The organism is Pirellulales bacterium (assembly GCA_019636345.1).
Lineage (GTDB): Bacteria > Planctomycetota > Planctomycetia > Pirellulales > Lacipirellulaceae.
The window spans coordinates 423,786-449,160 of record JAHBXQ010000002.1; the positions used below are offsets into that span (position 1 = coordinate 423,786).

General features: G+C 65.5%; 18 protein-coding genes. 13 read left to right on the forward strand and 5 right to left on the reverse strand.

Annotation, left to right across the window (positions count from 1 at the left end; all coding sequences use genetic code 11):
• Nucleotides 1-188 precede the first annotated feature (188 nt).
• The 4 genes from KF688_05540 to KF688_05555 all read left to right on the forward strand — a co-directional run bounded on the left by KF688_05540 (nucleotide 189) and on the right by KF688_05555 (nucleotide 5,349).
• Nucleotides 189-1,799 (forward strand): hypothetical protein, encoded by a 1,611-nt coding sequence (locus KF688_05540; GenBank protein ID MBX3425124.1) that lies wholly within the window; start codon nucleotides 189-191, stop codon nucleotides 1,797-1,799.
• A gap of 5 nt (nucleotides 1,800-1,804) precedes the next feature.
• The gene (locus KF688_05545; GenBank protein MBX3425125.1) at nucleotides 1,805-2,806 is read left to right on the forward strand and encodes an alpha-L-glutamate ligase-like protein; all 1,002 of its coding nucleotides are present in this window, start codon (nucleotides 1,805-1,807) and stop codon (nucleotides 2,804-2,806) included.
• 172 nt (nucleotides 2,807-2,978) lie between these two features.
• Entirely contained in the window at nucleotides 2,979-4,349 is a 1,371-nt protein-coding gene (gene xylA / locus KF688_05550; protein ID MBX3425126.1) for a xylose isomerase, read from the forward strand.
• Between the two features lie 493 nt (nucleotides 4,350-4,842).
• Entirely contained in the window at nucleotides 4,843-5,349 is a 507-nt protein-coding gene (locus KF688_05555) for a hypothetical protein (GenBank protein MBX3425127.1), read from the forward strand.
• A gap of 317 nt (nucleotides 5,350-5,666) precedes the next feature.
• Here KF688_05555 and KF688_05560 read toward each other — a convergent pair whose 3' ends face one another.
• Nucleotides 5,667-6,341: a transposase gene (locus tag KF688_05560; protein MBX3425128.1), complete on the reverse strand. Its 675-nt coding sequence runs from the start codon at nucleotides 6,339-6,341 to the stop codon at nucleotides 5,667-5,669.
• 452 nt (nucleotides 6,342-6,793) lie between these two features.
• Here KF688_05560 and KF688_05565 point away from each other — a divergent pair, with 452 nt between their 5' ends.
• Nucleotides 6,794-7,435, forward strand: a complete 642-nt coding sequence (locus tag KF688_05565) for a superinfection immunity protein (protein MBX3425129.1) — start codon at nucleotides 6,794-6,796, stop codon at nucleotides 7,433-7,435.
• 1,845 nt (nucleotides 7,436-9,280) lie between these two features.
• Here KF688_05565 and KF688_05570 read toward each other — a convergent pair.
• A complete protein-coding gene (locus KF688_05570; GenBank protein MBX3425130.1) occupies nucleotides 9,281-9,979 on the reverse strand; it encodes a hypothetical protein in 699 nt (232 codons plus the stop codon).
• Nucleotides 9,980-10,232: 253 nt separating this feature from the next.
• Here KF688_05570 and KF688_05575 point away from each other — a divergent pair, with 253 nt between their 5' ends.
• From KF688_05575 to KF688_05585, 3 genes are all read left to right on the forward strand, one after another.
• Nucleotides 10,233-13,106: a trypsin-like peptidase domain-containing protein gene (locus KF688_05575; GenBank protein ID MBX3425131.1), complete on the forward strand. Its 2,874-nt coding sequence runs from the start codon at nucleotides 10,233-10,235 to the stop codon at nucleotides 13,104-13,106.
• A gap of 217 nt (nucleotides 13,107-13,323) precedes the next feature.
• Nucleotides 13,324-14,250, forward strand: a complete 927-nt coding sequence (locus KF688_05580) for a DUF1559 domain-containing protein (GenBank protein MBX3425132.1) — start codon at nucleotides 13,324-13,326, stop codon at nucleotides 14,248-14,250.
• Nucleotides 14,250-14,654: a hypothetical protein gene (locus KF688_05585; GenBank protein ID MBX3425133.1), complete on the forward strand. Its 405-nt coding sequence runs from the start codon at nucleotides 14,250-14,252 to the stop codon at nucleotides 14,652-14,654. The genes KF688_05580 and KF688_05585 overlap by 1 nt, the downstream gene beginning before the upstream one ends.
• 22 nt (nucleotides 14,655-14,676) lie before the next feature.
• On the opposite strand, the gene KF688_05590 is transcribed toward KF688_05585, so the two are convergent.
• Entirely contained in the window at nucleotides 14,677-15,969 is a 1,293-nt protein-coding gene (locus KF688_05590) for a PQQ-like beta-propeller repeat protein (GenBank protein ID MBX3425134.1), read from the reverse strand.
• Between the two features lie 515 nt (nucleotides 15,970-16,484).
• On the opposite strand from KF688_05590, the gene KF688_05595 reads away from it, so the two are divergent.
• Nucleotides 16,485-16,742, forward strand: coding sequence for a hypothetical protein (locus KF688_05595; GenBank protein ID MBX3425135.1), 258 nt, complete (start codon nucleotides 16,485-16,487; stop codon nucleotides 16,740-16,742).
• 164 nt (nucleotides 16,743-16,906) lie between these two features.
• Here the strand turns inward: KF688_05595 and KF688_05600 are convergent, their stop codons facing one another.
• Nucleotides 16,907-18,046: a PDZ domain-containing protein gene (locus KF688_05600; GenBank protein ID MBX3425136.1), complete on the reverse strand. Its 1,140-nt coding sequence runs from the start codon at nucleotides 18,044-18,046 to the stop codon at nucleotides 16,907-16,909.
• Nucleotides 18,047-18,334: 288 nt separating this feature from the next.
• Between KF688_05600 and KF688_05605 the strand changes: the two genes are divergently transcribed.
• The 4 genes from KF688_05605 to KF688_05620 all read left to right on the forward strand — a co-directional run bounded on the left by KF688_05605 (nucleotide 18,335) and on the right by KF688_05620 (nucleotide 23,457).
• The gene (locus tag KF688_05605) at nucleotides 18,335-19,540 is read left to right on the forward strand and encodes a hypothetical protein (GenBank protein MBX3425137.1); all 1,206 of its coding nucleotides are present in this window, start codon (nucleotides 18,335-18,337) and stop codon (nucleotides 19,538-19,540) included.
• 1,384 nt (nucleotides 19,541-20,924) lie between these two features.
• Nucleotides 20,925-22,223, forward strand: a complete 1,299-nt coding sequence (locus KF688_05610) for a trypsin-like peptidase domain-containing protein (protein ID MBX3425138.1) — start codon at nucleotides 20,925-20,927, stop codon at nucleotides 22,221-22,223.
• Nucleotides 22,224-22,271: 48 nt separating this feature from the next.
• The gene (locus KF688_05615) at nucleotides 22,272-22,838 is read left to right on the forward strand and encodes a M50 family metallopeptidase (protein ID MBX3425139.1); all 567 of its coding nucleotides are present in this window, start codon (nucleotides 22,272-22,274) and stop codon (nucleotides 22,836-22,838) included.
• Between the two features lie 121 nt (nucleotides 22,839-22,959).
• The gene (locus KF688_05620) at nucleotides 22,960-23,457 is read left to right on the forward strand and encodes a peptide chain release factor-like protein (GenBank protein MBX3425140.1); all 498 of its coding nucleotides are present in this window, start codon (nucleotides 22,960-22,962) and stop codon (nucleotides 23,455-23,457) included.
• Nucleotides 23,458-23,492: 35 nt separating this feature from the next.
• Here the strand turns inward: KF688_05620 and KF688_05625 are convergent, their stop codons facing one another.
• Nucleotides 23,493-24,977: a DUF1598 domain-containing protein gene (locus KF688_05625; protein ID MBX3425141.1), complete on the reverse strand. Its 1,485-nt coding sequence runs from the start codon at nucleotides 24,975-24,977 to the stop codon at nucleotides 23,493-23,495.
• Nucleotides 24,978-25,375: the final 398 nt, after the last annotated feature.

The following is a 25,375-nucleotide window of genomic DNA, read 5'->3' on the forward strand; positions in this document are numbered from 1 at the left end:
CTCGAAGGGGCGAATTGCGGCAATCTGCGGCTGACCCCCGGGAAGGGCCGAACAACCGGCCCCAGGCCCCCAAATCGCGGCATTGAATCCAAACAATCCCCTTTGCGCAACGTATACTCTCTCAACATTTTGCCGTTTGACGCGCACCGTCGTCAAACGAGTCTCGGCTTTTTCTTGGTACGTCTGAAATGGGCGCCCGTTCGCTGAGTAATCTCGCTGCGATTGCATTTCTCGTCCTGGGGGTGCTGGCCATCGGTCTGCGCTTCCGGTCCCGCGAGGCGATCCAGGAGGCTGAAACCGACAGCCGGTGGCGGGTCACCTACAACTACGAGCTCGAACCGAGCGGCGACTTGACCGGCGAGGCCCTCGTCTGCATCGGGCTGCCGCTGGAGACCCCTTTCGCGAAGATCGTCACCCAAGAGTTCACCCACCCGGATCTCAAGGCGAAACGGGCCGATCCGCTTGCCTCGGGGACCCGGGAATTGCGAGCCGTCGCTATGCACGGCGGCAAATACCCGCTGACGGCCGAGTTCGAGATTGAACTTAGCCCGAAGACGGGGGGGTGGAGCCCGTCGATGCCCAAGGAACTGCTCACGACCAACCGCCGGGTTTTGTACCTGAAAGACGAGGACATGCTTCCCAAGAGCAGTCCGACCGTCCAACGCGAGATCCGCAAGATTCCCCGCAACGTGACGACCGAAAGCGAGAAGCTGCAGTGGCTGTTCGAAGTCTGCTCGCGCGACTTGCGCGGGATCAGCGGCGCCGACGATCCGCTGGCCGACGAAGTGCCGCAGGTGCTCCACGAGAGCAAGCGGGCGGCCACGCCGTTGGGCCGAGCCCGGACGTTCGTCACGTTGTGTCGCGCCGCGGGGATTCCGGCTCGGCTGGTGACCGGTTTTGAGTTGCGGCAGGCTCGCGACGCCCAGCCGCACGTCTGGACCGAGGTCTACACCGGCAAGCGTTGGGTTCCGTTCGATCCCGAGTTCGGCTATGCCAGGCGGATGCCGATCAACTTCTTTCCGGTTCGTCGCGGCGGGGCGCCGCAGGTGTGGCGAATTCCGGCCAATTCGGCGATGCAAGGCGTACTGGCCCGGTACGCCATCGAGCGGATGGGCCCTCCCGAGTCGCTGCTGCATAGCGAGATCCCGCACCCGGTGCAGATTCTCGATCTGACCCGCCTGCCGCTGGAAATGCACCAGGCGATGTCGTTGATTCTGCTGCTGCCGTTCGGGGCCGTCATCACGGCCGTGTTCCGCAACATTATCGGCCTCAAGACGTTCGGCACGTTCGCCCCCGCGCTGTTGGCGATGAGCTTCATCTACGCCGACTGGGGGACCGGCATCTTGATCCTGGCGGTCGTGTTGACCGCGGGGTTCACCAGTCGGCGCTGGCTTGAGCGACTGCGGTTGTTGATGGTGCCGCGGCTGAGCATTGTGCTGACGACGATCATCCTGTTCATCATGTTCGGGGTGTCGCTCTTGGACTATCTCAACCTGACCCCCAGCGCCCAGGCGGTGCTGCTGCCGATGGTGATCTTGACGACGCTGACCGAGCGGTTCTTCGTGACCAGCGAGGAAGACGGCCCTGCGTTCGCGATGAAGCTGGCGCTGGGGACGCTCGTCGTCGCCTCGATCTGCTATGCGATTCTCGCCTGGGACGCGGTCGGCCAGTGGATCCTCGCCTATCCCGAGGCCCATTTCGTCACGATTGCGGTGTTGATGTACATCGGACGATACACCGGCTATCGATTGAGCGAGCTCGTGCGGTTCCGCGACTTCGTCAAGGGCCAGGAGGGCTAGCCACCGTGAGCGGCAACTCCAACAAGTGGTTCGTTTGGCCCGACGAACTGCGTCGGCGCGGGATCCTGGGGATCAACCAGCGCAACGTCGATTACATCGGCGCGCTCAATCCTCGGCTCCTCTACCCGCGCGTCGACAACAAACTGATCACCAAGCAAGTCTGTCAGGCCCACGGCATTCCCGTCCCGGACACCTACTTCGTTCTCGATACGCAGTCCGACGTCACCAATTTCATGGAGACGCTGGGAGACCGCTCCGACTTCGTCTGCAAGCCGGCCCGCGGTTCCGGGGGACGCGGCATCGTCGTCATCAGCCAGCGCCGCGGCAACGATTTTTTCACGCCCGGCGGACGGCTCGTCACCGCCGGCGAACTGCGCTATCACCTCTCGACCACCATGTCGGGCTTGTATTCGCTCGGGGGACAAGTCGACGAGGTGATCGTCGAGCAGCGGATCGTGAATCACCCCGCTCTCACTGAAATCGTCGTCGGCGGAACCCCCGACATCCGCGTCATCACCCTCCGCGGCGTGCCGGTCATGGCGATGACGCGCCTGCCGACCGAGGCCTCCCACGGCAAAGCGAATCTCCACCAGGGCGCCGTCGCCGCAGCGGTCGATCTGATGACCGGCCGCACCTTCGGCGGCGTCTGTCGCGATCGCACCGTCGAGCGTCACCCGGACACCGGAGCGTCGATCATCGGCATCGAGATTCCGGAATGGAAGCGGCTCATCAGCGCCGCAATGCGGCTGAGCGACGCCCTGGAGATGGGCTACGTGGGGGTCGATTTCGTGATCGACGTCGCCGCGGGGCCGGTCGTGCTCGAAGCGAACGCCCGGCCCGGCTTGGCGATCCAGCTCGCGCACCGCGAGGGGCTTGTCCCGCGGCTCAAGTTCGTCGAGGAATTGCTCGCAGCCGGCGCTTCGCACGAAGACCGCTGGAAAATCATCGAGAAGCTCTGCGAGCGGTTCGGCAGGCATGCGCCGCGGGGTGAGCCGGAGCGTTCCTGAAGCTTTCGCGACGCCCCCGCGCGGCGAACCCGCCGAATCTCTCGACGCTCCTGGCGATTTCAAAGCCCAGCCGCGGGCCGATATTGCAATCGCGCACGCGAATTCAGCGATGCCGGCAAAAACGGGGCCGCAGACGACGCGCCCCATTCTGTCGCGGGACGAGCGGGCTACAATGCGGGTTTTCGCAACTCGCCATCCCGATCGCCCGTCGCGCAAGGAGCCTTCCCCCGTGCCCGCTGCTTTTCCTGAAATCTCGTCGATTCCGTTCGAAGGCCCCGCGAGTCGCAACCCGCTCGCCTTCCGCTACTACAACCCCGACGAGGTCGTCGAGGGGAAGACGATGCGCGACCACCTGCGGTTCAGCGTCGTGTACTGGCACACCTTCCGCGGGACGGGAAGCGACCCCTTTGGCCCGGGCACGATGGTTCGCCCCTGGGAGGACGGGACCGATTCGGTGGCCAACGCCCAGAACCGCGCCCGCGTGGCGTTCGAGTTCATCGAGAAGCTTGGCGCACCGTACTACGCCTTTCACGACCGCGACGTCGCCCCGGAGGGGAAGACGCTCAGCGAGTCGAACGCCAATCTCGACGCGGTCGTAAAGGTGCTCAAGGACGAGCAACAGCGAACCGGCGTCAAGCTGTTGTGGGGCACCGCGAACTTGTTCAGCAACCCGCGCTACATGCACGGCGCGTCGACCAGTTGCAACGCCGAGGTGTTCGCCTACGCCGCGGCGCAGGTGAAGAAGGCTCTTGAAGTCACGCTCGAACTGGGAGGCGAGGGGTACGTCTTCTGGGGGGGGCGCGAGGGATATCAGTGCCTCTGGAACACCGACATGCAGCGGGAGCAGGAACATCTGGGCCGGTTCCTGCACCTGGCGGTCGACTATGCCAAGCAAATCGGATTCAAGGGGCAGTTCTACATCGAACCCAAGCCCAAGGAACCGACCAAGCACCAATACGACAGCGACGCGGCGGCGTGTCTCAATTTTCTGCGGCAGTTCGATCTCTTGCCCTACTTTAAGCTGAACCTGGAGACGAACCACGCGACGCTCGCCGGGCACACGATGCATCACGAACTCGAGGTCGCCGGCGCCGCCGGGGCCCTGGGATCGATTGACGCCAACACCGGCGACCTGCTGCTGGGCTGGGACACCGACCAGTTCCCGACCGACGTCTACCTGACGACCCAGTGCATGCTGGCGATCCTCAAGTACGGCGGCTTTACGACCGGCGGGGTCAACTTCGACGCCAAGGTCCGCCGCGAGAGCTTCGAGCCGATCGACCTGTTCTACGCCCACGTCGGCGGAATGGACGCCTTCGCCCGCGGGTTGAAGATCGCCGCGGCGATGCGGGCCGACGGCCGCTTGGCCGAGATGGTCAAGGCCCGTTACGCCAGTTGGGACGCCGGCCTGGGGGCCGAGATCGAAGCGGGCCGACACGACCTTGCCTCGCTCGAAAAGCTGATGCTCGCTCGCGGCGAAGCCGCCCCCAATGCCAGCGGCCGGCAGGAACTGTTCGAGAACGTCGTCAATCAGTACATCTGACTTAAAAAGGGGACAGGTCCATTTCCTCCGCTCCATCTTCCGCTTCCTCAGCCCGCGCGGGGCGGGGGAATGTTCGAAAAGCTACCGACGCCTGCCCGCTGTGTTAATCTGGACCTGTCCCCTTTTTGCCCTCCCCTTTTTGCCCAAAAAGGCGTCGTTGTTGAAACCCCAAGAGCCGCAGGAGCGGCTGACGATATCCCAGTAATCGGACGGCAGAAGGATACCGCTGTAGCCAAGGACTGGCCTGGCCACCGAAGCCTTGATGATCCGAACTGGACTCTGGCGAAGAATGATGCGTGGATTCAAGGCATCATTAGCAGGCGAGAGAAGGTCTACACCGGCTCTCCGACCAATCGACCAAACGTTTGGGACTCGATAAACAATCGAGAGACTGTCTACGGAAGAGAGCTTCGACAGTTGCAAGAGGCTGGCTACACCTGGGATGGCGATTATCTTGTCCCGCCGACACCATGAGCCTGGAAGGAACTAGATAATGGCAATGCTAGATAGAACCCTTGAGAAGCTCGCTTCCGAGTGCACGCATGGGTACGGGCCGTCTCCATTACCGAATCAGATTGACGAAGAAGTCGAATCGCTAGTTCACGCGGTGGCGAGTGATGGCGAAACCGACCCTCTTACCAAGATGAACGAAACGCATGGATTCGTTCTCTTGGCGTACGCCGAGCGAATGGCTTCTCTGGCTGTTCGGGAAAACAGCGTTGATACCTTGTCGAAAGGGTTGGTGGCCCTACGCATTGCCAGCAAGCTCATCTATGTCAAGGAAGCTTTGCCAGTTCTTGCGCTGATGTACAACAGTGCAAACAAGCTTGGCATTGATCCAACGAATCTGTTCTCTACCTTGGTTCTCCGCGATGGCGATGAGCTAAAAGTGTTTGTAGACAGCTTCCTATGCCGATCCGCCGAAGATCGTAGTATTCAAGCGATGGGGTACGTTGAAGGCGAGGATGAAGCAGGGTTTCGTTACGTAAGGACGTGGTGACCCGTGGGGGCAAATAATCGCGCCGCCACAAACCCCCGCCAATCCCAGTGTGAAACCAGCGTGAGGTACAAAAAGTCGCGTCGCCGGAAACCTCCGCCAATCCCAGCCTGAAATCACCCTTAACCACCTCGAAGCAGCCCATCGAATTGTCGCCGCCCAACGACTGATGACTCCGCCGAAGCCACAACCGACGAGAAAACCGACCGACGCGCGCAGCAGCAGTCGCACGCGGTCAGGGTTCTAGGGATGAAAAGGGGACAAGGGATGAAAAGGGGACAGGTCCATTTCTGCCTTGCGTCCCACGGCATGCCTCAGCCCTAACCGTTCTTCTTCGGTCTGCCGCGGGGACGCAACGTGAAGTCCAATCCTAGTCGTTTGGCCGTGCGAAGCGTCCAGGCGGCGCCGCCCAACGGAGTCCCCCGGTGGACGCTGCGTCGGAGGGCCTCGAGCTCCACGTCGCTCAAGGGCCGCTCGACGTGAGCCAGCCAGTTGCGAGGTTGCGACAAAGGCCAGCGCGCGAGGAGCCGCTTTTGTTCGCGCGTCCCGTGCAGGCGACGCCACAAACTGGACCACCGCCACGCGTCGGCAGCGCTCACAAGATTCGCGCGCAGGGGATTTCGCTCGACGTAGCGGACGACTTGATAGAAGTGTTCGTCGCTCTCCACGGGAAACGACTTGTAGCGGCCCTGGTAGACGTGACCGTAGCCGACCTGGCGTTTGTGGCGTTGCCAACGGGTGACGTGGGTCACGGTAAGCCGCTGCATGAACGCGGCCAAGTCCTCGTCGTGCTCCGGCCACAACACCAAGTGCCAGTGGTTGGGCATCAACGAGTAGGCGCAAATTCGCATGGGCCGCACGGCGAGCGTCTCGGCCAAGATCTCCTCGAAGGCGACGTAGTCGGCCTCTTTGAAGAACAAGCGGTTCCGCCCCACGCTTCGATTCAAGACGTGATAGACCAATCCGCCAGGGGTGACTCGCGCGGCGCGGGGCATGTCGTGAAGCTACCAAAGCTCTCCCATAGCGTCAATATGGACCTGTCCCCTTTTATCCCCCACGCCTGAGCCTCCGGCGATTGACAGGCGATCAACGACTCCGGCACGTCCTGAGACATGACAATGGTGTCGCCGACTTCGCGATTTCAGAAAAGACCAGTTTCAATACCCCGGGGCGTGAACGGTTACGCTTCGGCGTACAAGGTTTCCAAGCCGGCCCGGGTTGATTCTTCGATCTGTTGTCGCTGTTCATCTGTCAGGTCAAATGTCATAGTGCGGGGCTCCGTGAGTAAGGTAAGTGAACCTACAACCCTAGCTCACGGGAGGCCATGGGGGGCGGGCGTACAGGCGGCACAACCCCACCGCCCCACGGAGGCCGGATCGTTGGTGCTTTCCCTCCCGCGGGTCAAAAAATCGTTGCCCTCGGGGAGCGAAATAGCTATTCTCACGGCATGTCTGACGACGCATTCAAACAGCAGTGCCCACACTGCCAAACGGCATACATGATCGGCCCCGCACATTTCGGGCGTCGAGTGAAATGCGCGCGGTGCGGAAATGAGTTCCGGGCATTGTCGGGGCCACCTGTGCCCCCTCCGCCACCCCCCGCTACCCCGCCGTCGCCAATTGTCAGCGAGTCGGAGCGGTTCGGAATCAATACCGAACGGCGGCAACAGCGGTCATCGACTAGTTATCGCAAGCCGAAGCGAACCCGCGGTCAAAACATCAATGCCGTCGTTATTTGGTCATTGGTTGGCGTGTTCGTCCTACTACTGCTGGGAGTTGTACTCCAAGCGACAAGTTCATCATCATCTCGCGGCTACGATGATTCCGATGCAAACCCCATCGCGGCGCTGATTTTTGGACCGTTCTTAGTAGTCGCTGGTGGGTTGGTCTATTTGCTCCCAACTGTAGTTGCCTATTCTCGCGACCACAACAACACGATGCCGATAGCCCTAATCAACGTCTTTTTTGGTTGGACGCTGATAGGTTGGGTTGGAAGTATGGCCTGGGCTCTATCGTCAGATATCAAGAGCAAACGTGTGTATGTTAAGAAAGTAATCGTCCATGGCCACGATGATGATGAGGATTGGTAAATGCCATCCGCAACTTGCCCTCACTGCCGTGAAGAGTTTCAAGAGCGGCACTTGATTTACGCCGAACTATGCCCGCACTGCCGAGGCTTGGTCAACTCTAGCCAACAACTATACGGACGCGAACAAAAGGCGACCGTTGCATGGGACATCTCCGCCCTAACTGACTTTGCTGGGTGTGAGCCTATTCCGGACGGCCCATGGGAGCATGTTTGGCAAATGGGCGACGCGGTAGACGGTACTCGCGAGTTGATTTACCACGAAGAGAGGAATGGAATCGTTCTTATTCGATTGAGGCAGGAAGGGGCCCCGCCCGCAGATTGGCAGCGAGAGTGCGCCGAGGCTGGCATCGAGCCCTACGCAGTTGAGACAACTACTCACGAACGAGCCGAGACTTGGTACGGAGTGCAGCAGGCCGTATCTATCAGTTTTCTTTCGTCGGAACTGTTTGGTGGCGTGATGCACCGGCTCGGTGAGCTGATGGGGTAGGATGTTGGCGGTTGAAAATACAACTCGCTGTCCGCGGATAGGGCGGTGGGTCCGGCATAATCGGAACCCGCACATCGGACGACCGTTGAACCCCTCCCCCGGCCACCCCGCCACGCCACCACCAACACGCACCACCTGCCTTCACCATTTGTACCGAACTATCCGCTACCCAAACTCCAAACGCGGAACTCCCACACCATGCAACGCACCAACGCGAATAGTTAAAGGGTCAAAATTCCGGGTAGTTTTGGGCCCCTGTCTATTTAATAGGTCCGACCGAAACCCAAACCACCATTACCCCAACCAATTCGGTTCGGACCGATTCACGCGAAGCGATGCTCACTCCACGCCCCCTGCCCGTAGCCCGACAAGAGCCAAGCCAGCAATGAGGCCGGGGTGGAAAAGGGGACAGGTCCATTTCCTCCACTCCATCTTCCACTTCCTCAGCCCGTGCGGGGCGGGGGAATGTTCGAAAAGCCGCCGACGCTTGTTCGCTGTGTTAATCTGGACCTGTCCCCCTGTCCCTCCCTACGGCGCAGCGCCGTAGAGCACCTGACAGGCGGGCGCTACGCCATGTGCCCGCCGTTGGCCGTCGGCGCAAACCCGAATAGACTAGGCATCCTATCGCCGACTAGACGCCCCCGCAATCTTTTTAGCGAAGTCGGCGATGCAACGTAGAGCGTGTCGAGTGTGGGCGAGATGCGGCCGAGTCCCTGATTGCCCCTAACGCCTGTCTCACTTCTGCAAAACATGGGGTAAAACTGCCAATTCCCCGAAGAGTCGTCGCCCCGACTACCCGCCCAACAAGTTCGGCAAAGTCCCCGCTTTCTTGTAGAAAATGGGCCAGCGCGTCGCGTAGAACGAAGCGTGGACGCCGCGAATCGACGCCCCCCGCGGCAGAGCGGCCCGTGGCGACGACTGGGGCGATGGATGTGGCGACGACTGTGACGACCACAGCCGCGACGACGGCGACAGGCCCGGGGTTTTGCAACTCCCCCGCGAGTTTTGCTGGCAAAATTCCGGCCCGGTTCGGGGCGTGTCGCGCGGAAGTCGTTGCCGGCAAACGGGTTGGCGTGCGGCCCCCGCGCCGCCGCCCGGAGTTTTGCACGAGAAAATGATCGCTTTTTGCTCGCCGGCAAAATGACAACACGTTCTCCGCCGCGCAGCGGAGCCCCTCCGCTGCGCGGCGCCCCCAGGCGCCCTTCCCAGGGGCGCAATTGGTATCACGACCTCAATCCCTCGTGCTTTGACACGGGCGAGATTGCGGATTGGGGACGGCGCAAGATCTCACTCCGTCAACAGGTCGCGTCGTCGCCAACCCGAAAAAACCGATCTGACAAAGCACTAGTAGAGCGATGCCTACTGTCCACGCGGGAGTCGCTCGACGGCGCGCTCTAGCTCGCGGTCGCCTCCCAATTCGAGCCACACCTTGGTCAGTTGTTCCGTGACTCGCTTCAGGCGGTCCGGCGAAATGTCGCACGCAGCGTTGACGAGCACCAATTCGTTTCCCTTGCCGGCCACGACGAACAGGCCCCGGAGCGCCCCGTCCTGACGGTGGGCGAACACGACGACCGATTCGCGAGGGGTGGCGACCTTGACGATCCGATCCCAGCCGGAGGCGTTCAGCTTGTTCGTGTAGTGATCGGCCACGGCCGGCGTCGACGCGGCCTGCGAACGACCGGGGTCGGCGTACACCTGGACGCGGACCTCCTCGACCGTCCCTTCCAGGACGCGGACAATGTCGCGAATGCGGGCCACCTGCTCGGCGGCGACCGCCCGGGCCGGGTGCTGGCCGTCCGGCGACGGCAGCAGCCCCTGAGCGACGCCGGCGAGCGCCGCGTCCCCGAGGCCCGCCAAATCGCGAAACATCGCGGCGGTCAGCGTCAGCTCCACGTTGGCGCTCTCGGCGCCAGGGTGGTCGATCGGCACGAGCCGCGACGGCTCGGTCGCCGCCGCCACCGAGCTCTGAGCAACCGCGGTCGGGGTTGCAAGCAGGCCCGCCGCCGCGGCGAGCGATCCAGCTATTCTCAGCGTCCAAACGGTCGATTTGGCGTGCATCGCGGTTTTCTCCTGCGGGATTCGCTTTGAAGTCTGCGGGTCGCTCCCCCCTCCGACAGGTCGCGAAGAAGCGGGCGCCTGCCGGTCTATTCGCCCGCGGGCCGGCGATCTTGGGGGATTCGCTTCGGTTTGATCCTTGCCGAGCGCGAATCTGGGCCGGAACGATCGGGGCCGGGGTTCATGCCGGGCGTAAGAGGTTACAATGGAGCGACTCGATGGACGTCGATCGGCGCCCCCGTTGCGACCCCTCCTTATGCGTGAAAACCATATCGCTTGTCCGGCGTGCTACGCCCCCCTGAAGTTCGTCGGGGAGCGAACGTCACTTGTCTGTCGGCACTGCGGGCATCAGTTCGAAGTCGCCGCGCCGGCCTCGGCGTCCGACGTTCCGGCGCCCGCTCCGCGCCGACCCCGCCGACCGCCGGTCGAACTCGTCGACCTGGCAGAAGAATCCCCGTCCGGCGGGATTCAGAACGTCGTCGTCGGAGCGGCGGTGGGCGTCATTGTCGCAGTGCTGGTCGTCGCAGCGGCGATCGCGCTCAAGTCGGACAGTGCCCCGGCCGAGGCCCGCGTCGAGCCCGCGGCGACCGACGTCGAACCTCCGCATGTGGTCGGTTGGCTGAGCAATAAGGTGCCGCTGATCGTCCTGGCCAAGCCTGAGGCCCGGAGTCCCGTAACGCACGAGGCTCCCCCGCCATCGTCCGCCGATTCGTCCGCCGAGCCAGCAACTGTCGCGGCTTCGCCGGAGGAGTCCCCGGGAGTCGTGCCCCCGCTGCGTTCCGGCGCCCTGCCGCCGGTCGTTGCGCAGGTCGAGGAGTCGCCGTCGGGGCCAGCGGCGACTGCCCCCTCGCTCCCGACGGACCCCGGTCCTCCCTCGACCGATTCGCCCCGACTCGCTTCCTCCCGTCCCTGGCGCTATCACTGGCGGATCGGCGACGTCCACGACTACGAGTTTGAACTCGAGGCCGGCCTCCCGGAAGATCGGCAGGAGATTTCCGGGACCTGGAACCTGCGCGTCGCGGGGGTGCATCGCGAGCCGGAACCGGAACGCCTCTCCGCGCAAGGCACGGCGTTCGTCGTCGCGCCCGACGGGTATCTCGTGACGTGCGAGCACGTGGTGCGAGACGCGGCGCGGGTGATCGTCCACCTGGGCGATCGGCACTGGCCGGCCGAAGTGCTTGCCGTCGACGCCCTGCAGGACTTGGCCTTGGTGCGTGTCGCGGCCGACGATTTGCCCGTGCTGGCGATTTCGTCCGCTGAGGACGTCGATCTGGGCGCCGAGGTGCGGGTGATCGGGTTCCCCTTGGCGTCGCTGTTCGAGAGCCGCGGCATCAAGATGACGACCGGCACGGTCACCGGCCTCACGGAGACGAACCGGCAGGGGGTGCGATTATTCCAAGTCGACGCGTCGGTCAATCCGGGCAACAGCGGCGGCCCCTTGCTGAACGACGTCGGCGAGGTCGTCGGGGTCGCCAGCAAGTACCTTGCGGCGGCCACTCTGTCCAACGTCGGGATGGCGGCGCCGGCGGCCGAGGTCCGGCGGTTCTTGCGCGACGCCGGGCTCGAGATTTCCGCCTCGACCGCCTCGACCAAACTCACCGGCACTGAAATCGCCAAACGGGCCGTCCCCTCGGTGGCGTACGTCGAGTTGGAACTCGACCCCGAGGTCGCCCGGGTCTACAAGATCGAGTTCCGCGCCGATCACCGCGGAACGACGGTCGCCCCGCGCCGCGCCCCGTTTCCTGGCTGGCACGACTCGGCGCGGGTCGTGCGCACGCCGACGTTCCGGTCCGAGCCGGGAAGCTTTCACGTCACGAGCGACGGCACGGTCGACGAGTACGAAGGGGGATACAGCCTCCCGTACGTACTCGACCCCGCGGCTGCCGTCGTCGTCGAGTCCGTCGCGCATGGCGGCAAGAGCAAATGGCATAGCGTGCGGGAGTCGACGTTCAGCGTCCCTCGGCCTGGGGCGCGGATCGAGTTTCCCTCGGTCATGCCGCACGGGTTTCCCGCTCCCCGTTCGTTTGCCGGCCGGACTTCGGGGAGCTTGTTCGGAACGGATGAGCCCGAGGCGGACCTGTACGACGCCCTCGAAACGATCGACTACGAGGTGCAAAGCGAGACGGAGGACGAGGTCGTGATCGCTCGGCAGTACGAGTTCAAGACGACCGACGGCTCGCCCCCGCTTTACCGCCAGCAAGGGACCGGCACGATCCGCTTCAGCAAGCGACGCGGCGAAGTCGTCGACGCGGAGCACCAGATCGACCTGTCGGTTCGCGGCGACGACGGCGTCGTGCGCACCGTGCCGGCCAAGCTCGCATACCGGCTGCGCAACCCGACGCTCGTCGCGGCCGAGCGCGGGGTTCGGTCCGCGCTCGAGGCGGGACGCCGGCTTCGTGATGCGACGACGGCTCGCCCGCCGCAAGACGAGCAGCCCTCCGAAACGCCGCTCGACGACCCTCGTCGAATCGACCAGTTGCTTCGCTCGCTCGACCCCCGCCGGGTGGCGCGCGAACAGTCGCAAGTCGTGGACGAGTTCATCCTGGAGCATGCCCCTCCGGAATTCGTCGAGCAAGTGCGTCGCGCGACCAGCCCGTCGCATGCCGACGAGTTGCGCGAACTGGGGCGGCTGGCCGTCGTCCCCGACCGCCAGGATCGGGTCGTCGCCGTGCTGATCGCTCACGCCCGCGCGGGCCGTCCGTTCGACGTCGAACCGGCGATCCAATCGCTCAAGCGCTGGGCGAGCGACAAACACGTTCCCGACTTGCTGCGACTCTACGAGTTCATGGGCGGCGGAATGAACTGGCCGGAACGCGAGGCGATTCTGGAGATCCTCGTCGAGCTGAACGCCCCGGCGTCGATCGACGCCCTCGTCGGCCTGCTGGGAGACAAGCAAAACGGTCGGCGCGTCGTCGAGGCGCTCGTGAAGATTGGTCCGCCGGTCCAGGACGCGGTCGTCAAGGCGCTGAAGAATCCGCACGGGATGGTCCGGGCTGGCGCGGCCGACGTGCTTCGCGAAATGGACGCAAAGGAGGCCCTTCCCGCCTTGCGCGCCGCCTTGGCCGAGGAGACCAACTGGCAAGTCCAGATCCGTTTCGAGTCGGCAATCCGCCGTCTCGAACGCCAGTAGCGCGGCGCCTCCGCCGGCGGCTCGCCGCAGCCCTGCAAGCGTCGTCCCCCGGTTTGCATCGTCGGGGACGCCTTGGCGATGGCCAACTGCCCCGTTATCTGGCACGATCGAAGGGATGCCGCCCGCTGCCGGTCGGCGTCCTCCTCGCTTCTCCGTCCTCATCGCACGTGCTATGTCTGCACAGCGAGCCCGAATCCGTCCGGCGCACCGCCATGCCGTGAAGAGTCCGTTCCGGGCCTTTACGCTTGTGGAATTGCTCGTGGTGATTGCGATCATCGGGATTCTCGTCGGCCTGCTGCTGCCGGCGATTCAGGCGGCGCGTGCTGCGGCGGTTCGCACCGACTGCGCCAGCAGGCTGCGGCAGTGGGGCCTCGCGATGCTCACCCATCACGACGTCAAGAAACGGTTCCCCGCCGGCGCCCAATCGAATCCCCGCGGGACCTGGGTGATGCACATGTGGGGCTATGTCGAGCAGGGGCCCCTCGCCGCGGGGACCGACTTGTCCCAGCATTTTTTCCTCGCCCCCGCCACGCTCGACAACGGCTACTCGCTCCGCGGGCCGACCGGGCAGCACGTCCCTCTGTACGACTGCCCCGCCGATGGCGAGGGGAGCGATCAGATCCTCGGCCGGTACCAGCGGCGGCGCGGAAACTACGTGATCAACTGGGGCAACGCCCGTTACGGACAGGTGCTCGAGCCGGCGGGGATCGCCCCCTTTTCCCACGAATGGGGCAGCCGCAAGACGCCTCGCAAAACGCGGCTGGTCCACGTCACCGACGGCACGTCCGCGACGCTGCTGATGTCCGAAACGCTCAAGGCCACGAGCCCGCGCGACAACGACTGGCGCGGCGACGTCCAGAACGACGATGGCGTCTTCCGATTCCACACGCTGCTCTCCCCCAACACCTCGGCGCCCGACGTCATCGAGTCGGGCTGGTTCGAACGGAACAACGACCCGCTGATGCCCGCGGTCGCCGGGGTCGCCAGCTCCCAGGTCGCCGCCGCCCGCAGCCGCCACCTCGGCGGGGTCAACGCCTTGCTGTGCGACGGTTCGGTCCGCTTCGTCAGCGACGAGATCTCGCTCGACGTCTGGCAGGCGTTGGGTTCGATGAACGGCGCCGAAAACGTGGAGTTCGCCGACTGATGCGTTCCCGCTTGCGAGGATTCGCCCTGGCGCTCGCGACGTCGGGATCGTTCTGGGGATGCTCCGAGCCGACCACGGGCACGGTCTTCGGGACGGTCGCGGTGGGCGGGGCGCCCGTCGAGACGGGGGCGATCACGTTCATCCCCGAGAACCTCAAAGGCCGCACGACGGGGGCCGAAATTGCCGACGGCCGCTACCGCACGACGTCGTCGCTGGGGCGGATGCGGGTCGAAATCCGCGTCCCGCGGGTCGTCGGTCAGAAGAAGCTGTACGACGCCCCCGACAGCCCGATGAAGGCGATCCTCGAGGAAACGATCCCCGCTCGCTACCACGACGAGTCGACCCTGACGATCGAGGTCCTGCCCGGGAACAACGAGCGCGACTTCGAGTTGGAGTTGAAGTGACGCGCCGCCGGCCCCGTGACGCTCACTTACCGCTCGGCCCCTTGGCCAGCACCAGCCGCTGGTTGCCGCGGAACAACACGCCTCCCGGAACGGGCACGGGCGTGGCCACGACGTGGTCGTCGAGCGCGTTCTCGGCGAGCTGCTCGAACCCCTCGTCGCTGATCCGGCCGACGAACACTGTGCCGTCGATTCGCGTGGCGTACAGCAGGTCGCCCGTCACCAGCGGCGACGAATAGAACTTGTGTCGGCTCCGGGGGAGATCGGCCTGCCAGAACACCTCGCCGGTCGCGACTGCCAGGCACACGAGCTTTCCTTGGTCCCCCAGCACGTAGGCCCGATCGCCGACGATTGCGGGGGTCGGCACGTCGGCCCCGATTCCTTCCTTCTGCCAAACTCGGTGGGTCGCCGTCACGTCTCCGCGGCCGTCGAGCTTGACTCCGGCGACGAAGTTGCCGCGGCCGTAGGGGACGACCGCCACTCCGTCGGCGATCGCGGCCGAAGCGATGACCCGCCACATGCCCTCGTTGTTCGGGTTGAACCCGCCGCAGTCCCAGACGAGCTCGCCGGTGGCGGCGTCGTGCCCGGTCAGGTGGTCGGCGCCCCAGGTGACGAGGATCGTTCTGTCCCCGCTGCGAATCGCTTGCGGGGTCGTGTACGCCTGGTCCGACTCGCGGGGGCGTTCGTACTTGCGCGCGGTTTTCCACATTTCGTCCCCGCTGGCAACGTCGAGGGCGACCAGAAACGAGTCCCCTTCCTGCATCACCGCGACGACGACTTTGCCGTCGACCAGCACGGGCGAAGTGCCCAAATCCCACCACAGCGTGTTGTCGCCGTAGGTTTGCTGCAGGTTCTTTTCCCATAGCAGGTTGCCGTCAAGATCAAACGCCGCGAGGTCGCCGCTCTTGAAATAGGCGATCGCCCGCTCGCCGTCGATCGCGGGCGAGGGATTGGCCGGCGAGGCGTCGCGGTGCTTGGCGGGCGACTCTTGGCCGAGCTTGCGTTCCCACCGCGGCTGGCCGTCGAGGCCGTAACAAACGACCGCGTTCTTGCCGTCGATCGCGCAAGTCAGCACGATTGCATCGCCCCACACGGCGGGGGTCGAGGCCCCGAGCCCGGGCAGGTCGACCGTCCACGCCAAGCTGTCGGGGGCGCCGAACTCGATCGGCCCGACAGCCGTCGCCACGGTCCCGGTGCCGGAGGGACCGCGCCAATTGGGCCAATTGTCGGCGACCGCCGCGCGGCTGGTCGCCAGCGCGTTCAAGGCGAGCAGGGCGACAACCGATCGCGCTGGCGACCATCCGGCAAACCTAGACATGGCAAGATCTCGCACACTGAGAAACTGAAAAGAGGAATTCACCCGCAGGCAGCGCGGGCCGTTCGAACGATCCGCGTCATCCTTGACGGCTCGACAACTAAGCAAGCGGATTCGCACCGAAGTTTAGCAAATCCGAAACGCATGCGTCTCGCAACGGGCGGCCGCGGGGGCAGGGGGGAGGCGCGGTATGGGGGGAAACACTTCGGGCGAGACTTCGAGGGCCCTGTTCGCGCTGCCGACCGGGGCCGATCGCGCCGCTGGCGCCGGAACGGACCCCGGGAATTTTGAGGATTTTCCGCAAAACGCGCGAAGTTCGCCCAATTTGACGCTGCCGGCGGCCGATGCGCTGAGTACACTTGCAGGATTCGCGAACCTCCGGCGGCCCCGACAGGGGGGATGCGTCGGGGGCTTTGGCCCGGTTCGCGACCTGCCTGACCTGACTGTCGACTCGACCCGCCGGGCGAGTTTTCGTTTCCTAGCGACCTTGTATGTGGGGAATTTGCGCGATGCACACGATGGAATCTCATTGGGAGGACGAAGAAAATAATCGCCGCGTGGTCTACTCGATCGAGTACGCCAAGTGCGGCGATGCGATCGAGATCAAGGGCCTGACCCCCAAGCAAGTCACGTTCGTCTGCCCCACGTCGAAGTCGCCCGTTCGCACCATCGGCGTCTGGACCGACAAGGGACGCGACCTGCTGTCGCATCAGCTCCGCACCAGCGGGCATCTGGCCGAACTGCAGGAACAACTTGAATCGGGCTTGGCCGTCTGATCGGCCGGTCGTTGCGCCGGAATCGATGAACAAGGGCCGCGACTTGCACCAAGTCGCGGCCCTTGTCGCGTTCAGACGCAGGAATCTGTCGCGTTCAGACGCAGGAATCTGTCGCGTTCAGACGCAGGAATCTGTCGCGTTCAGACGCGGAAGATCGGCGTCGGCTACCGCGCCTTGGGCGCCGGCTGCTGCGGCGGGGGCACGACGATCGGCCCGGCGTTGTTCTGAATGATGATCCGCCCGTTGCCGCGGATGATCGTGCCGTTCATGTTCACCTGGATCGAGCCGCCCCCCTGCGCGCTGAAATGCTTGGTGAAGTTCTCGTTCTCGCCCCAGCGGTCGAACGTGACCGGCAGTTCAAGTTCCTGCCCGGCGCGAATGATCTTCATCTGCACGCTTTCGCCCGGGTTGAACGTGGCGATCCGCGCGGTCAGCGCCTCGAAGTTGCCGACCTGCTCGCCGTTGATCTCCGCGATGACGTCCCCCGCGCGAATTCCGGCTCGCTCCGCCGCGGTGTCCGGGCCGACTTGTTGAACGTACGCCACGGGCTGATTCGGATCGCCCATGATTCCCAGCTGGGCCCCGCTGGAACGCACTGCCACGTCGAGTCCCGGCCGAGCGGCCCGCAGCGCCGCGAGAGTCGTCTCGGAGTGAGGCGTGCCGTACACCTCCACCCGGGTCAGATTCGGCAATTGCTTCGCGAACAGCAACGCGTCGTCCCCCACCGGAGCGCTATGAAAGCTGAGCGTCTGCAACCGGCGGACGTCGACGAGGTGCTTGAGCCCCTCGTCGCCCCCGGTCCACTTCGGGCCGATGACGACTTGCACAGGCCCCTGGTTCCCGCGGCCGAAGGCGGTCCCGCGTTGGTCGTTGGCGATTCCTCCCAACTCGACAATCGCCGCCAGCGCCGCATCCTCGCGAACCGCCGCAAGCTGCTCGACCGCAAAGCTGGCCTCGGAGGGATGCGTGTCGGCCACGGCCGCCAAGGACTCGAGGATCGTCAGCCGCTTGTCGGGATCGCCGGTCTTGGACCACGACAGCAAAATCCGTACGGCGCGCGTCGCCCGTTCCAGCGAGGGGTCTTTCGCTGCGGCAGCCACGGTCGGCAGGGCCGCCGGGCCGAGGGCCTCGAGCCGGGATTGTGCGAGCTCGCGGACGGCGAATCGCTCGTCGTCGAGAGCCTCAATCCAGGCGGCGACGTCGGCATCAGCAGCGGGGGACGCAGTTTCTTCGCACCGAGCCCGCCCGCCGAGAAGGGCGGCGATCAGCCCCAGCGCCAGAAACGTGCGAATGGGGGCGAACATCGTGAGGAGGACTCGCTGAAGTGACCGCGGCGGCGGGGGCGGCGACTCGTCGCGCCGTACAATTCATTGTCGACCAAACCGCGGCCGAGTAAAGAGCGACGCGGACGGTCGACCGGCGGCGATGGTTCAATCTCGAGCCCCGGAAGGCCGCGACCTCGACGCCGCATGGCGTGGCGGCGTGTCGCGAGATGATCGAGCCGCGGCCTCCCCTAGCCCTGCTCCGGCGGCTGGTTTACGCTCGAATCGATCCCCCCTGTCGTCCGTCGTCCCTCGTCCGCTTGCAGACTCATGAAGTTCGCCCTCCTCGGCGCCGACGACGACACCCTCGCCCTGGCCGAGGCGGCCGTGGCGGCCGGGCATCGGCTGGTCTGGATCGGCGACTGTCAACCCTACGAACTGGCCGCCCGCGGTTGGGATTCGCTCCGGGCGCCCTCCGACGAGTGGGAGGACCTGCTCGACTCGGACTTGGCCGACGCCGTGCTCGTCGGCCGCGGCGCCGCCGACGCCGCAGTTCGCAGCCGACAGGTGCAAGAGTTGGTGAAACAGGGGCGACCGGTGCTCGCCAGCTTTCCGCTGTTCGACTCCGTGCTCAGTTACTTTGAGGTCGACATGGCCCGCGGCGAAAGCGGCGCGGTCGTGCGGCACTACAACCCGGTCGCCTCGTCGGGCGCCGCCGGCGTCGCGACGGACACGCTGCGCGAGGGCGCCGAGCTGGGGCCTGTTGAGCAAGTTGTTTGCGAGCGAACGATGGCGGACCGGTCGCGCGCCGCCGTGGTCCGACAGTTCGCCCGTGACGCCGAGTTGCTCGACGTGATCGCAGGCGGGCTCGATCGCGTCGGCGCCCATGCTGCGGCCGGGGCGGCCCCCGACGAGCCGTCGGCGTACGCGGGGCTGAGCGTGCAGCTTTCGGGGCGCCAAGCCCTGCCCGTCAGGTGGAGCGTCAGTCCTTCCCACGCCGGCCCGCCGCTGCGCCTTACGCTGGTGTGCGCCCAGGGACGGCTCGTGATCGATCTCGATCAGCACAACGAGATGACTGCGATCGTGCGCACCCGCAACGGCGCCGACGCGGCCGAGGCGATGCGGCCGACCGGCGCCGCGGTGCGGGCGCTCGACGAGTTCGTCGCCGAGGTCGCGTCCGTCCCGCACGGTCGATCGGGCGGCTCGACGTGGCCGCAGGCGCTCCACGTCATGGAATTGGCTGATTCGATCGAGATCAGCCTGCGCCGCGGGCGGATGATCGACGTCCAGGGGCAGCAGCTCACCGAGCAGCTCGCCTTCCGTGGGACGATGGCCGCGGCCGGATGCGGGCTGCTGTTGGTGCTGCCGCCGCTGCTGTTGGTTGTCGGGTGGCTGGCGGGACTGGCGGGCATTGACGCGGGACGGTTCTGGCCGCACGCCCTGCTGGCGCTGCTGGCGCTGTTCTTGGCCCTTCAGGTCCTGCCGAAATTCGTCTACCCCCCCGCCGACGGCGACAACAACAACAACAACAACTAGGCCAAGTGATCACCCAGCCAACAACCGAGCCGCGAGGCGTAAGCACAAGCCCGAGCCGCGAGGCGTAAGCCCGCGGAGCAAACCATCGATGGTCTGGGGCGACTGCGCCGACTTTGCGGATTTCGTGGATCCTGCGGCCGCAGGGGCCCGATATCTGGAAGGCACTGTGCTTCACTTTTGGCCGAAGGTCCGCTTGGATGAGCCCCTCCCTCCACCGCTGCTCGCTCGCCGTGGCGCTGGCCTGCGCAACGTTGGCCGGGGGCTGTGCATCGCTCGTACGACCGTATGACGAACTTGGCGTGTGGCTCGATCGGTACCCGTTCGAGACGTCGCCCGGCGCTGGCCCCCGACCGCGGCCTACGCAGCCATACGCTCAGCGGGCTCCGCGCCCGCAGCCGGCGGCGCAACACGTCCGGCTGGCGACGATGGAGGAGCCGCCGTTGCCGGACGCTGAGGGGGAACTTTCGCCAGAAACAGGGCGGGAACCGATCGATGCAGGGCCGCGCTTCGCGGTCGAGTCCGAGGCTTCAGGCTATGAGCTTCCTGCAATCGCCCCGCCGGCGAATAAGGAGAGCTCAACGTCGCTCACGAAGAGTTCCGCCGGCGATTGCTGCTGCGACACTTGCGGCGGGGCTGTCTGCGAGGTTTGTCCTCTGGAAGGGGCGCTCTGCCACGCGTGCTCGACTGCCTGGGCCGCTTGCCCGTGCTTGCACAAACCGCCGAAGGGGCCGCCGCCGGTGCGGTATCTGCCCCCCATGCCCCCCAAGTTCTTGCCGGTCCCCACGTGTCCCGTCTACGGGCAGGGTCGCACAGGGCCCCTCGAACTGCCTCGCGGCAACGTCGAGCGGGGGTTCGGGCCCGTGCTGACGATCGCCGGAGGCGACTGAGCAGGCGAGCTGCCAGACCCCTTGGCTCACGCTTTACGGCGTTCCTCAGGGCTCAAGGCGAGTCGGTGAGCATCTGGAGACTCCCCGCGACTCGACGGAGCCCCTCCGGCGAGAGGCAGGGACAAGGACCCCTCTGGCTGCTAGCTGGGAAGTCGACGGCCAGAGGGTCTTCCGTCGGGACCGACCCTCGATCGCGCCGGTGCAAAACCAGATCTTTACCGGGCCATCACACTAGGCAACCTGTGCGGGCTGCGGGTTGTGACGCTTAAGCGTGTCGTAGGGGCGGGCCGATCAACGCGGGTGGAGGCGGCGTCGGTCGCCGCAATGCACTTGCCAGCCGTGCGCCCGCTTGCGGTCGTCACTGGCGTCCCCCCGCCTGCCTGGACGACCCCGCGATGCTCCATCCGCGCCCGCTGTCGTGCCTTCTCTCCGTCGGTTTGCTGGCAGCTGGCGCCGCCTTCGCCCCGCGGGCCGGGGCCGACGTGTCCGGCGAACGCCTGACCCCGGTGGTCCGCGCCGTTCGCGAGGCCGCCCCGGCGGTCGTCAACATCCAGGGGCAAAAGTCCGTTTCCGAAGGGGTCGAAGGGGTGCGCGGCGCCGCGATTCCTCGCCAAGTGAACGGCATGGGAACCGGCATCGTCATCGACCCGCGCGGGTACGTGCTCACCAATTTTCACGTCGTTGACGGCGTCCGGCAGATCAACGTCACGCTTCACGACGGGTCTGCCTACATCGCTCAGATTGTCGCCCACGACAAGGAGACTGATCTGGCGGTGATTCGCATCCGCCCGTCGCACTCGTTGCCGACGTTGCGAATCGGCACGTCAAGCGACCTCTTAGTGGCCGAGTCGGTGATTGCCGTCGGCAATGCGTTCGGGTACGAGAACACGGTGACCACCGGCATCATCAGTGCACTGCATCGCAATGTGCAGGTGAATGAAACGCAGCAATATCTGGATCTGATTCAGACCGACGCCAGCATCAATCCCGGCAACAGCGGCGGGCCGTTGTTGAACGTCGCCGGCGAGATGATCGGCGTCAACGTGGCGGTCCGCGCAGGGGCGCAAGGGATCGGCTTCGCCATCCCCGTCGACAAGGCCCTTGAAGTCGCGACGCGGCTGATGAGCATCGAGCGGGTCGACAACAACTGGCACGGCATGACTTCGGTTTCGTCGGGCGGAGCGGTTTCGATTGCGCGGCTCGACAGCAAAGGTCCCGCGGCGGCAGGCGGCATCCAACGGGGCGATCAGATCAAACGAGTCGGTCCGTTGCCGATCCAGCGACCGCTGGACGTCGAGCGGGCGCTGCTCGGCCGACGCAGCGGCGATCGCGTGCCGATCGTCGTCGAGCGGGACGGCAGCGAGTTGGAACTCGAGCTTGTGCTCGCTCCCCGCGGTCGGACGCCGCAGGACGTCGCCGGGCCGAGCCTCGCCGCGGCGACGACCTCGACCTCGGGGCCGACGACTGAGTTCGATCGGCAGACGTGGGACGCCTTCGGCATGACGCTCGAATCGGTGTCGGGCGCCGAGATGCGGCGGCGTAATCTTCCATATGACGGCGGCATGCGGGTCGTCTCGCTGCGGCCCGGCGGACCCGCCGAGAAGCAGCACGTGCAAACGGGCGACGTGCTGATCCGCGTCCACAAGTGGTACACGACCAGCGAAAACGACGTTCGCTACATCGTCGCCCGCGCCGACTCGCTCGGCCAGCAAGGCAAAGTGCGATTCGACATCATCCGCGGCACGGAACGCTTCTTCGGCGAAATCGCGCTCGGTTCGACGACGACGCGGCGGTAGGACGCGGAGCGCGCGGAAGAAGCAGGTCTTCGCGGCAGGGGCTCCGCCATGGCGATCTTGCAGCGGGCGCTCTTCGCCATCGGCGCGTGCGGGACGGCTTGGCTGTTGATGCAAGCCGTCCATGAGTTCGGGCACGTCGTGGGGGCTTGGTCGACTGGGGCCCGTGTAGAACGAGTGGTGATCCATCCGCTCTCCATCGCGCGGACCGACGTCAGCGGCAACCAATCCCCGCTGGTTGTCACGTGGTGCGGCCCGATCTTGGGGAGTCTTCTGCCGCTGGCGGGCTGGGCCGCGCTGCGCGAGATGCCGAGCCCGAGTCCAGGGCTGGCCCAGTTCTTCGCTGGTTTTTGCCTGATAAACAACGGGTTGTATCTTGCCGTAGGCGCTTGGAGCGGCGTCGGCGACTGCGGCGAGCTGCTTCGGCACGGAGCCCCGGCGTGGTCGCTTGTCGCAGCGGGCGCCTTCGCGACTGCGGCCGGCTTGATGCTGTGGCATCGTTTGGGTTCGCCGTATGATGCCCTGACTGCGGGCCGGCAGCTTGGCTGGCCAGTCGTCGCGGTGAGTCTGGGCGCCTTTGTTTTGGTCGCGGGAGTCGCAAGCGTCGTCTCGGGATGACGAGTCCGCTGCGAGTTGGCGCTTGGGCCGTCGGCCACGGCGCCGCCCCTGGTTCGCGGTCTATGATGAGGCGACCGCCGACATGGCGACGGCGTGAATGACGCTAGCCCGGACTGCCGCAATGTCTCGCTCTGTTGAACTCACCGACGCCGAGTTGATTGCGGCGTGCGACGTGCGCCGAACACGCGCTAGCGGGCCGGGGGGGCAACATCGCAACAAGGTCGAGACGGCCGTGGTCTTGACCCATCGAGAGTCGGGGATCGTCGCCGAGGCGAACGAACGCCGCAGTCAGGCGGAAAACTTGGCCAGGGCCCTGTTCCGGCTGCGTTTGAAACTGGCCGTCGAGCTGCGCGACGCGAGTTGGTCGACGCCCTCGCTGCGGTGGCGGGGCCGAGTGCAGCAAGGCCGGATTCGCGTGAACCCCCAGCACCCGGATTTCCCGCCCTTGGCGGCCGAGGCGCTCGACGCCCTGGCTGCTCATGCGTGGGACGTCGCCGCGGCGGCCGAACGGCTTGGCGTCACCGCGAGCCAGTTGGTCAAGTTGCTCAAGCTGGAACGCGCGGCGCTTGAGCGGCTCAACGCCGCCCGAGCGGAGGCGGGACTGCATCCGCTGCGGTGAGCGGGCGCCGCCCGCTCATGGTCGTGGGACAACGTCTAATCCCACCACCACTGATCGGCGGGAAGGTCCTTCAGATCGATCTCGTCGCGGGCCTTCGCCGCGGAGCCGTCGTCGCTGAGCATGTTGGCCGGGTCGATCGCTTGCTCGGCGCGGATCTCGACGCCCCCCCCGACGGGGGTCAGCAGGCGGTTGCCCTTCCACATCGCATTCACCGCAGTGGCGACGTGCTTGGGGGCGTTGTAGCTTTCGAGCTTGTACTGCGATTCGTCGCCCAGGGCGCCTAGCGACAGCCCAGCCGCCTCGTAGTAGCCCTGGTGCTTGATGAACGCCGCGGCGATCAGCATGTCGATGCAGTTGCGCAACTGGCCGTAGACTGGCTCCATCTCGGCGAGCTGCGGATACCGCTCGGTAAAGCCGCGAGTGAACTTCTGGCTGGCTCCGCTCTGGCCTTGCGTTCCGGCGCGACCGCCGCTGGCGTCGACGACTTCGTCCTCGCCGACAAGCTTCACGCCGTTGCCGACGAACTCGGCGGCGTTCTTGTCTTCGCTGACCTTGATCCGTTGGTAATTGGGAACGAAGTACCACCGCTGCAGGGCGTTGCGGGCGATCGTCGCGGCGTTGGCCAGCGACACGAAGCTGGCGATCCGCACCGGCGGCCGTTCAAGCCCGATGCCGATCAGCTTCATCCGATAATCGGCCTCGACCATCACCTGGGCGAAATGGGTGTTCGCCGGGACCCCTCCGACGGTGATCGTCTGCATGCCGAGGCTGTCCTGCAGCCCCTCGACGATCATCTCCTCATCGTTGAAATTGATCGTGCGGCCGACTTGGCCGAGGAACTCCTGCATGCGGGCGAGCCCGTCCTGCGTGGGGTCGATCGAGCAGTAGACGAACGAGCTTCCCTGGCTCTCGGGGGCGAAGACGCGGAGCGCCGCCGCGAGGTCCTGCAGTTCCATCGTCGGGCGGCCGGTCTCCAGACCGATGACCCGACCCGCGGGGGTTTCGAACCAACCCTCGGCAGGACCGGCCAGGACGACGTCCTTCGTATCGGGGTAATAAAACACGTACTGGATGCGGGTCAGGCCGGCGAGGTGCTTCATCACGTCGTCGGGGCCATGGCCCTCGGCGATCGACTGATTGACGAGTCGCACGAGCCGCGTCAGCGAGACCTTGCGCAGTTGGCTGGGGCGAGCCAATTTGCCCTCGAGCTTGGCGACGGCCTGCTGGGCCCGCATGATCATGAGTTGGCCGGTGGGATCGACGTCGGTGAGACTGCGCACGACGCCGTCGGCGTCGACCGCGACGCCGGACAAGGGGCCCGTGCCGATCGTGCCGCCGCCGGAGCCGAACTGACCGCCGCCGCTGCCGCCGGCGCCGCCGAACTGACCGCCGCCGCCGCCGCCGCCGCCGCCGGAGCCGAACTGGGCCCACGTCGCGGCAGGAGCCAGGGCGATCATCGCGGCAACCAGCGCTCCGCCGACAACCCGACCGAGAACCGACGAACGAACATACGACGACATGATGACCTCAGGGCGAGTCGCGTGATGGAGCAGGGCGCGGCATTGCGCGATTGGCCCGAGGGACGAACCAGCGCGAACAGCGACCTGCCAAGGCGGCGAGAAACTCTGTTCCATTTTGGCCAGCGCCGCGGTCGCAGTCGTGCGATTGGGGAAGAGCGCCGTCGGGCGCGATCCGGGAATCGGCGCAAACTGGGCGGGGCTGGATACTTTCGATCTTAATTGCCCTCCGCCGGGGTCGCAAGAAAACGGCGGCCAAACCGGGCCTTTCTGGCCTTGGAACCGTACCACCGGCAGCGTTTGCCCGGGCGACCGCTACGGTCGGCGCCACCGGCAAGCTCGGGGGCCGGGGAGGGCGGATTTCCCGTGCCCGACGTTGCTTTTTGGCATCACCGCCCTTC

Coding starts and splice junctions, on each gene's coding strand:
- KF688_05560 (MBX3425128.1), bottom strand. CDS start 6,341: ATGCCCCGCGCCGCGCGAGTCACCCCTGGCGGATTGGTCTATCACGTC.
- KF688_05565 (MBX3425129.1), top strand. CDS start 6,794: ATGTCTGACGACGCATTCAAACAGCAGTGCCCACACTGCCAAACGGCA.
- KF688_05585 (MBX3425133.1), top strand. CDS start 14,250: ATGCGTTCCCGCTTGCGAGGATTCGCCCTGGCGCTCGCGACGTCGGGA.
- KF688_05595 (MBX3425135.1), top strand. CDS start 16,485: ATGGAATCTCATTGGGAGGACGAAGAAAATAATCGCCGCGTGGTCTAC.
- KF688_05590 (MBX3425134.1), bottom strand. CDS start 15,969: ATGTCTAGGTTTGCCGGATGGTCGCCAGCGCGATCGGTTGTCGCCCTG.
- KF688_05575 (MBX3425131.1), top strand. CDS start 10,233: ATGCGTGAAAACCATATCGCTTGTCCGGCGTGCTACGCCCCCCTGAAG.
- KF688_05615 (MBX3425139.1), top strand. CDS start 22,272: ATGGCGATCTTGCAGCGGGCGCTCTTCGCCATCGGCGCGTGCGGGACG.
- KF688_05605 (MBX3425137.1), top strand. CDS start 18,335: ATGAAGTTCGCCCTCCTCGGCGCCGACGACGACACCCTCGCCCTGGCC.
- xylA (MBX3425126.1), top strand. CDS start 2,979: ATGCGGGTTTTCGCAACTCGCCATCCCGATCGCCCGTCGCGCAAGGAG.
- KF688_05570 (MBX3425130.1), bottom strand. CDS start 9,979: ATGCACGCCAAATCGACCGTTTGGACGCTGAGAATAGCTGGATCGCTC.
- KF688_05540 (MBX3425124.1), top strand. CDS start 189: ATGGGCGCCCGTTCGCTGAGTAATCTCGCTGCGATTGCATTTCTCGTC.
- KF688_05620 (MBX3425140.1), top strand. CDS start 22,960: ATGTCTCGCTCTGTTGAACTCACCGACGCCGAGTTGATTGCGGCGTGC.
- KF688_05625 (MBX3425141.1), bottom strand. CDS start 24,977: ATGTCGTCGTATGTTCGTTCGTCGGTTCTCGGTCGGGTTGTCGGCGGA.
- KF688_05555 (MBX3425127.1), top strand. CDS start 4,843: ATGGCAATGCTAGATAGAACCCTTGAGAAGCTCGCTTCCGAGTGCACG.
- KF688_05600 (MBX3425136.1), bottom strand. CDS start 18,046: ATGTTCGCCCCCATTCGCACGTTTCTGGCGCTGGGGCTGATCGCCGCC.